The sequence below is a fragment of the Nostoc sp. genome (genome assembly GCF_036917755.1).
Lineage (GTDB): Bacteria > Cyanobacteriota > Cyanobacteriia > Cyanobacteriales > Nostocaceae > Nostoc.
Genome location: NZ_JBALFC010000136.1, coordinates 21,205 through 29,082, shown reverse-complemented (window position 1 = coordinate 29,082; position 7,878 = coordinate 21,205). Strand labels below are relative to the sequence as shown.

The following is a 7,878-nucleotide window of genomic DNA, read 5'->3' as shown; positions in this document are numbered from 1 at the left end:
CTTTTTCTTGCCAAGTTTTTGCACCATTATTTCGCTACAAGGTCAAGATTACAGGATTTTCACTCTTCTCTAGTAAGTTTTGCCACGCTAGGATTAAATTACCTTATAGAAGCTTCGCAAAGAATTAGTCAGCACCATAATAATGCATATCAGATTGCAAAGCAAATGCCTCCACTAGCTTCAAGAGCCTATAATGATCAGGTTTTTCTTAAAGGTTTAATTACACTTAATTCTAGTGCATCGCAAAAATTTTTAAAATTTAATCAAATTTTTTCTCAGTTGAAATCACTTGTAGAAGCAAATGATTCAGCAACTTACGCTAATTTCTACCAGCAAGAGGTTCCAGCACTTCTGAAGGCATTTATGGACTACGATGCAATACAGCTTAACTATACGGAACGGCTTGTATGGCGCTTAGGATACCACTACTATCCCTACTTGGGTCGAGATCCAGAAATGGGATATAGGGAAGCAGCTTCAATTAGGCAGCAAACAGACGCACTTAAAGACGCAGGAACTGCTATGGCTTGTATTCCCGATGATCATTGTAGGTTAGTTCCATCTCGCTGAGTATAGGTTAATTGGTACGTTGAGATTTACCAAAAACATTGATTAGTAAAATGCTTACCCAGGAAGGTTTTCAGGATTAGCAGTAAACCAAAAAGTTTTTCTCCAAATAGCGATCGCAGAAATTTATGTAGTTTTTTAATAATTTTGCTGTATTTTCAATACTATCTCCATTGCTAGCAGCATAAGTCAGAATCTCAAATAAAGTCTGTTGGTCACATACTCCTTGAGTTTGAATGGAAAAATTTTCTACTAAGCACTCAATAACCTCTTCAAGGGTTTCTGAGTCTGTTAAAACCAGTTCTGATGATGAAACAGCCAATTTTTTCAGCCAATATGCTTGCTACACACTACTTTCATCATTTCATTTTTTGAAATCTTTCAGAGCGGTATAAACATTACTTATTACTTAAGTAAAATATAGCACGTTAAACTACGCATACTTAATTAGCGATCGCTATGCAGGGAAAAACTTTTTGGTTTACTGTTATTGAGCTTGAGCCTCACACTCAATAGTTGCTTATCCAACTCACAAAAATCTAGTCAATCAGCTACTAACCCACCGAAAGCAGTTGAAAATACAGCAGCAGTAGTTTCAACTCCGACACCAGACGACAAAGCCATCCCTAAATATGACCATATCTTTGTGATTGTTGAAGAAAATAAATCCTACGACCAGATTATTGGCAATCCCAATGCACCCATCATCAATCAACTGGCAAAAACCTATGGTTTGGCTAGTAACTTCTATGGCGAAGTACATCCCAGCGAAGCTAACTATGTTGCCATTTTAAGCGGTAGTACTTTTGGTATTCATGATGATGATGCTTTCTATAATTTCAAATATGACCTGACGGAGAATGTGGTACTCAAAAATCATTTGAGTCATCGAGTAGTCAACAAAACCCGCCCGCTCATGTCCATGCTTTTTCCCAATCCGAGTGCTTTCTAGTTTATCGGTTTTTATTCTGGCTGGTGTCCTTTCAATCTTTGTTGACAGCTCATCCACCAATTGCTCTAGATACTTAGGTAGCGAATTTTGTAGCATCAGAGAGTCCTGATGTATTGATGCACCAACTTCATCACGCGCCCGCTCTTCCCACCTCTGCATGATTCTTTCAGCATTTTGTTTAAGACGCTTAGACGTTTGGTTAGACATAGATTGTAAAAATACCAAAATTAGCAAATAGTTAGTTTAAAACTGGTTGATAACATTAACCCAATTACATGAAGATAAAAACTTATTATAAATTAATGAATATTAAACTTAATAAATACTGTCATTTAGCTGATTCAAAACCTTGATGAAAATTTATTTTTTACACATTATTACTACCGCTATTTAATTAACTTTAACTGGGCTGAGAACCGCTAATTCTTAATTGCAGTATTTATATAGTAAACGAATAATATAGGTTTCACTACTCTCTATAGGAAGGGGTAAAACTATCTTTAGTAAGAGAAAATCAGCGATCCTATATGACTACACTTAGTATTACATTACATCTGTTTATTAAATTTGCGAATCAGTCTGTGCAAAGCTTTGAGAGTCAATTTTAATAAAATATACATTTTACATAAGATATACGCTATTAAAACATCTATTCAAACATAAACTCTAACAATAGGATGTTATCGTCAACGCTGTTGATGAAGTTAATGTTTAGTAGGTCAACTATCAAAATCCGATTTGATTGGTGAGGGAACAGAAAAGGAAGGATATAGATGTGTACTGATTTTTTTCAAAAATCAAATACAAGTTCTATAGTTGCATTAATAACTACTTGTTGACACAGTTTTAGCTTGGGCGTAGCTGTTTTAGATATCCCTTTGAGTTTGGGAAATTAAAGCAAACGATAAATGCTAATTTTTTCATTAGTTTTTAACGCTGATTGTAATCAAGAGTAATTTAAATACATTGTCTCTGCTATTTTGGTACCTACTGACGAGACATTTATTGAACTTCAAGCAAGCACAATAGATGTACAGTTTCAGGACATTGCAAAGCTCAATAAAACCTCAATTTTGAAACTATGATGCATACAAATGATAAATTTCCTACTCATCCTTCATTTCTTCAAGGGTTACGAGTACTCCTTGTCGATAATGATGTCAATTTCTGCAATTCTTTAACAGCGATGTTGCAATCTTATGGTGTGAACGTGCAAGCGACATTTTTAGGAGAGCAAGCTATGGAAATATTTGTTCAATGGCAACCGGATGTCCTCTTGAATGGTATTTCCTCATCAAAAGAGGATGGTTATACTCTGATTCACCAAGTAAGAACACTTGCGGGAGAGCGAGGCAAAGCAGTGCCAGCCATCGCTCTGACAGGCGCTGTAACTGAAGATATGTATCAACGTTCTCTTTTAGCTGGGTTTAGTCTATGCTTTGCTAAACCTGTAGTTATTGACGATTTTGTTGCTGTGCTTGGCATTTTAGCAATTGCCGATAATCTTCATTTGCGCTGATGCTAACTAGCTCTAATTAATGTCTTAAATATAGTAGTCTAAATTTTGACCAGTAATGACAGTTCGGATCAGCATTTTTCACTTTCCTTATATCTGGGGAAAGGTCAAGGGGTAAAGGATGTATTCAAAACTTTCCCCTTTAACTGAGTACCGTGGGTTTAAATCCCCCGGTTCAAAAAATAAGCAATTTTTTTGTTTTTCATAAATTAAATTAGGGTGCTGTGAAGAAAGTAGCGAAGGTAAAAATATATATTTTCTTCCTGCCTCCTACTTTTATTTGGTAAACCAACTTAAAATATAAACCTTAGCCGCCAAAGCATTGCGGTACTAAACTGCATCTTATGACATCCGATCAACCCTCTGAGCGACCTGTATCTGAATCTACCGCTAATGAAGTGTTCGACGTAGAGCAACAAGACAATAAAGATGCTTTATTTCCCATCGTTGGCATTGCCGCCTCTGCGGGTGGATTAGAGGCATTTACGGAGGTACTCAGGCATTTGCTTACTGATACAGGGATGGCATTTGTACTGATTCAACACTTAGACCCTAACCACAAGAGTCTGTTGAGCGAGATTCTAGGAAGAACAACTACAATGCCCGTCAATGAAGTGCGAGACGGCGTGACTGTGGAACCTAACCAGGTCTACATTATTCCGCCTAACACTAAGATGATGCTGTCTGGTGGGGTGTTGCAACTCACGCCGCGAGAGAAAGTTCATGGTAAATATATGCCTGCTGATGCGTTCTTTACTTCATTGGCAGCAGATCGAGGGCACAAAGCGATCGCAGTTGTTCTATCTGGGGCGGATGGAGACGGTTCACTGGGGCTGAAGGCAATCAAGGCAGCTGGAGGCGTGACTTTTGCTCAGTGTGAAGACACGGCAAAATTCGATAGTATGCCCAATACTGCTGTTGCCACGGGGAATGTGGATTTTGTGCTACCGCCGCAAAAAATCGCCGAGGAACTGGTAAACCTCAGTCGCAATCCTTTTATTTCTAACTCTTTGCCACCGATCGCGGTTGAGAAATTGCCCGAACAGGGAGATGCCCTAGCGACTATATTTGTGTTATTGCGATCGCAAACTGGTGTTGACTTCAGCCACTACAAGCCCAATACCCTTGATCGCCGAATCCAGAGGCGAATGCTGTTGTATAAACTAGAACGCTTGGAGGATTATGCCGAGTATTTGCAAAACAATCCGAGTGAAGTCAAAGCGCTCTATGAAGAAATTCTGATCCACGTCACCCATTTTTTCCGCGATCCCGAAGCATTTGAACTGTTGAAAGAGCGAGTCTTTCCTACCATCATCCAAAACAAATCAGCAGAGTTGCCGATTCGGATTTGGGTAGCTGGGTGTTCGACTGGCGAAGAAGTGTATTCCATCGCTATCTGCTTGCTGGAGTTTTTGTCAAATAAAGTAACCTCGCCGCCGATCCAAATTTTTGCCACAGACATCAGCGAGACAGCGATTGAGAAAGCAAGATCAGCTATTTATGCAGAGAATCAAATGGTGGAAGTCTCACCAGAGAGCCGCCGCAGATTTTTCAATGCCCTTGAGGGCGGTGGATATCAAATTAGCAAAGCTGTCCGCGAACTGTGTGTGTTTGCCCGACAAGACTTGGGCAGCGATCCCCCTTTTTCTAACTTAGATTTAATTAGCTGCCGGAATGTACTGATTTACTTGGACGAAACGTTGCAAAAACGGATATTGCCCATCTTTCATTACAGTCTTAATCCGACTGGCTTCTTGCTGCTAGGGACTTCAGAAAGCACAGGTAAATATTCGGATTTGTTTACTCTAATTGATAAAAAGTATAAAATCTATACCAAAAAGCTAACTGGAATTCGTCCAACTTTTTCGTTCATTACCAGCAATTATCCGATAGTAAAAGTGGACGAATCAAAGCCGACCAATGAGAATCCATCGGATGAGTTTGATTTAGAGAAAAAAACTGACCAACTAATCTTGAATCGCTATGCCCCAGTGGGTGTGGTGATTAATGACAAGATGGACGTGCTGCAATTTCGGGGAGAAATCGATCTCTACCTCAAACTTGCACCTGGGAAACCGAGTCTTAACTTATTCAAAATGGTGCGCCAAGGCTTGCTCATCGAGCTACGGGCGACAATTTATCAGGCACAACGGCAAAAAATTCTAGTTAGAAGAGAAGGGTTACGAATTGAAGAGGGCGATCTTGCAAAAATCATCAATCTTGAGGTGATTCCATTCAAGCCTGGGACTGACGAAGAACTCTACTTTCTGGTTTTATTTGAATCAGCCCCACTCACAATTAACAACCCCAGCACAGTAAATCCTGAGAGCGAAGAGCAGTCAGAATTAGCGCAGGAAATTGTTCAGCTCAGGCTTGAACTTGCAACCGCCATCAAAGAGCGGGCTGCAACTCAAGAATATCTACAAGCGGTGATCCAAGAGCAGGAGCATATCAATCAAGACCTGAAAGTTGCCAATGAAGAAATCCTCTCTAGTAATGAAGAGTTGCAAAGCACCAATGAGGAGCTAGAAACTGCCAAAGAAGAGATTCAGGCAACCAACGAAGAACTCAACACCACTAATGAAGAACTTCGCTCTCGTAATCTGGAATTACACCAAGTTAACAACGATCTCACAAATTTGCTTGCCAGTATTAATATTCCCATTTTGATATTGACTTTGGACTTACGCATTCGACGTTTTACGCCAATGGCGCAGCGACTTTTCAATTTGATTCCCGCCGATGCTGGACGACCTTTGAGCGACATCAGAGCAAATCTCGATGTTCCTGAGTTAGAAACTCTAATTTTGGAGGTTCTTGACACACTCAGCATCAAAGAATTAGAAGTCCAAACTCTGGGGGGACATTGGTACAACCTCCGCATCCGTCCTTATCGCACTACAGAAAACAAGATTGACGGTGTGGTGTTGGTGTTAATAGATATTGATGTTCTTAAACGCAGTGCCGCAACCTTAGAACAAGCCCGGAATTACGCTGAAGCGATTGTGGAGACGGTACAAGTGCCGTTAATCGTGCTTGATTCTGATTTGCGGGTGAACAAAGCCAATCGCTCGTTTTATGAAACATTTCAGGTTTCACCATCAGAGACAGCGCAATCTCTGATTTTTGAACTAGGGAACGGTCAATGGAACCTGCCCGGACTGCGATCGCTCTTAGAAGACATTCTCGCCAACAATACCAGTATTAACAACTGGGAAGTAGAGCATAGTTTTGAGCGGATTGGGGAGAAAACCATGCTGCTCAATGGTTGGAAAATTATTCAACAGGGAGAGGCTCAAATGATTTTGCTGGCGATTGAAGATATCAGCGATCGCAAACAGTTTGAGTTAGAGCGATCTAAGCTTTTAGCACAGGAGCAGTCAGCCCGTCAAGAGGCGGAAAGTGCCAACCAAGCTAAAAATGAATTCCTGTCGAACCTCTCCCATGAACTTCGTAACCCGCTTAATACTATACTCGGCTGGGCGCAACTTTTCCGCACCCGCAATTTAGATTCTTCAGCAGTCATTCGTGCCTGGGAAGTGGTGGAGCAGAGTGCTAAGGTGCAAGCTAAGTTAATCGATGATATGCTCGATATCTCCCGGATTACGAGTGGCAAGCTTCATTTAAATACTCGTCTAATCGATCTAGTTTTAGTAGTGGATGCCGCCATTGAGTCTATCGCATTTTCCGCAGAGGCGAAAAGCATTCAAATTGTTTCAGAGTTGAACTCAGCGACGGTTGTCGGAGATTTTGACCGTTTACAGCAAGTTCTGTGGAATTTACTTTCTAACGCGATTAAGTTCACTCCAGCCGGTGGGCGAGTGGGAATTATGCTCGAAGCTGTATATACTCATGCTGAAATTCGAGTCAGCGACACAGGAATTGGCATCCGGGAAGACTTGCTACCCTGTGTTTTCGATCGCTTCCGCCAAGGAGATTCCAGCAGCAGCAAAACAACTCAGGGACTTGGATTAGGCTTGTCAATCGTCCGTCATCTGATAGAACTTCACGGTGGAACAGTTCAAGCGCAAAGTCCAGGTGAGGGACTAGGAACCACGATCGCCATCAGGCTGCCTCTGCGCTTAATGCCACCGGAGATTACACCACCAACTTATTTAGAGCCGAGCGTTTTCTCAGAGACTCTGGACACATTAAATGGTAAAAATCCACCCTTGAGCCTTGAAGGATTATCCATCTTGGCTGTAGACGATCAAGCGGATAGCCGCGACTTACTAAAGTGGATGTTAGAAGACTTGAAGACTGAAGTAGTAATTGTGACATCGGCAAGGGAAGCGATCGCTGCTTTAACTGAATCTCCTGGCAAATATGATGTGCTTTTAGCAGATATTGGGATGCCAGAGGAGGATGGTTTCTCCCTGATTCGTCAGGTGAGAGCGCTTGAAGCTGAAGCTGGGGGACAAATTCCAGCAGCAGCAATCACTGCCTATGCCACCGAGCAAGAGCGGCAAAGGGCAATTGATGCTGGTTTCCAAACGCATCTAGCTAAACCGATTGACCTTACTCAATTGGTATTGATAATTGCAAATTTGAGTGGACGAGGCACAGATAATTCGTAATTGAGGTACAGAGCAACTAATTTTAATTATGAAAAAGTAAAAAATGTGCGGTGTCCAGATCCTCGACTTATTACAGAAGTCGGGGATTTAATTTTTCACGAATGATTTAGGATTGCCATATCAAATGTTTGAATAAACGTTTGAATTACGTATAAATTGTATAATCTGCACCTAAAACATTCCAAAGATACAGCTTATATCTTATATCTTTACTTAAAAAGATACAGAATATATTTGATTTTTTTTAATATAAATAGAAGGTATCA

4 protein-coding genes and 1 pseudogene are annotated in these 7,878 nt (G+C 40.8%); 4 read left to right on the top strand and 1 reads right to left on the bottom strand.

What is annotated here, in order from left to right; genetic code table 11:
* On the top strand, positions 1–570 hold a 570-nt coding region (locus V7L05_RS28885; protein WP_335169316.1), incomplete at its 5' end, for a hypothetical protein.
* A 130-nt stretch (positions 571–700) separates the two neighbouring features.
* Here the strand turns inward: V7L05_RS28885 and V7L05_RS28880 are convergent.
* Positions 701–889: pseudogene (locus tag V7L05_RS28880) on the bottom strand (ISH3 family transposase); the annotation flags it as partial.
* A 174-nt stretch (positions 890–1,063) separates the two neighbouring features.
* On the opposite strand from V7L05_RS28880, the gene V7L05_RS28875 reads away from it, so the two are divergent.
* The 3 genes from V7L05_RS28875 (at position 1,064) to V7L05_RS28865 (ending at position 7,612) form a co-directional block, all read left to right on the top strand.
* Complete coding sequence (locus tag V7L05_RS28875; RefSeq protein ID WP_335169312.1) at positions 1,064–1,519, top strand: hypothetical protein; 456 nt, start codon at positions 1,064–1,066, stop codon at positions 1,517–1,519.
* A gap of 1,081 nt (positions 1,520–2,600) precedes the next feature.
* Entirely contained in the window at positions 2,601–3,038 is a 438-nt protein-coding gene (locus V7L05_RS28870) for a response regulator (protein WP_335169310.1), read from the top strand.
* A 341-nt stretch (positions 3,039–3,379) separates the two neighbouring features.
* Positions 3,380–7,612 carry a chemotaxis protein CheB gene (locus tag V7L05_RS28865; RefSeq protein WP_335169308.1) on the top strand — a complete coding sequence of 1,411 codons (4,233 nt, stop codon included), beginning with the start codon at positions 3,380–3,382 and terminating at the stop codon, positions 7,610–7,612.
* Positions 7,613–7,878 lie beyond the last annotated feature (266 nt).